Genomic DNA, 1,386 nt, shown 5'->3' on the forward strand with positions numbered 1-1,386 from the left:
TGGGCGGGCGCGGCGGGCGTCGAGGGCTGCGCGGGCGCGGTCTGCGCCGACGCCGTGCCGGCCAGCAGCACGAGGCTCACGAGGAGAGTTTTCATCGCTCCACTCTAGTGCATAACCTCACGGGCGGTCTGAAGCCCAGGTGGGAGAGGCGGAAAGGGAACCCGGCGGTTCGCCTCTCATGTCCGGGCCGTGCGCGCGCCGCTCCACGCTGTAGAATCCCAACGTGCCACTCGCGCTCCACCTCACGGACGATCCCGCCGCGTACGACGACGTCGTCCGCTCCCTCCCCGTCACCAGCGCCCTGCAGGGCTGGGGGTACGGCGAGGCCCGCCGTCTGCTCGGTCACGTCCCCACCCGCTACCTCATCCGTGACGGCGGCCGCACCGTCGGCGCGCTGCAGCTGCTGCGCAAGCCGCTCGCGCCCGGCCTGAGCCTGCTGTACGCCCCGCGCGGCCCCGTCCTCGACGACATCACGAGGCTCCCGGAGGTCGCGAGCGCCATCAAGGCCATCGCGCGGCCGACGGACGTCCGCGTCCTGATCGAGCCGCCCTTCCCGCGGGACGCGCATCTCCTGCCCGACGAGATCGGCCCCTGGAAGCGCGCGGAGGCCGAGCAGCCCGAGCACACCATCGCCGTCGACCTCACGAGGAGCGAGGACGAGCTCCTCGCGAACCTCCACCACATGGCGCGGCGCAACGTCAAGAAGAGCGCCAAGCTCGGCGTGACGGCGGGCCGCGACGACGACTTCGAGGCGTTCTGGGAGATCTTCACGTCCACGAACGAACGCGCGAAGCTCGGCGCGTTCCCCCGCGCGTACTACGAGACGATGCTGCGCGAGGCGAACCGCTTCGGCGGCGAGGCCTACCTCGTCCTCGCGCGTCACGAGGGCCGCGCCCTCGCCGGGGGCTTCTTCCTCGCGATGGGCGGCGGCACGTACTACCTGTACGGCGGCTCCATCAAGGACGACCGACCCACCGCGGACGGGGAGAAGCGCCAGGACGTGCAGGCCCCCACCGCCTTCTACTGGCACGCGATGCTCGACGCCAAGCGGCGCGGCTACCGCTTCTTCGACTTCTGGGGCATCCCGCGCGCGCTCGACGAGAGCAAGCACAGCTTCGGCGTGTTCAGGATGAAGGAGAACTTCGGCGGCGACAAGATCTGGTACCCCGGGTACGAGTACGCCCTGAGTCCGCTCGCGCCCTTCGTGAAGCGCGCGCTGCGTCTGCGCAAGGACCTCAACAACTACCGCAGGCGCGGCACCACCCAGGACGTCCTGTGACCGTGGAGTCGCCGCTCGCGCTGCTCGGGTACCCGCAGGGCGCCTCGCTCGCGCTGCGCGAGCTCGGCCTGCTCGCGCACGGCGTGCCCGACGCGGACCTCGCCTCG

General features: G+C 71.4%; 1 protein-coding gene. It reads left to right on the top strand.

Going from position 1 to position 1,386, the window contains the following annotated elements; translation table 11 throughout:
• Positions 1-223: 223 nt before the first annotated feature.
• Positions 224-1,279, top strand: coding sequence for a lipid II:glycine glycyltransferase FemX (locus DEIPI_RS0113575; protein ID WP_027482118.1), 1,056 nt, complete (start codon positions 224-226; stop codon positions 1,277-1,279).
• Positions 1,280-1,386 lie beyond the last annotated feature (107 nt).

The sequence above is a fragment of the Deinococcus pimensis DSM 21231 genome (genome assembly GCF_000519345.1).
Lineage (GTDB): Bacteria > Deinococcota > Deinococci > Deinococcales > Deinococcaceae > Deinococcus_A > Deinococcus_A pimensis.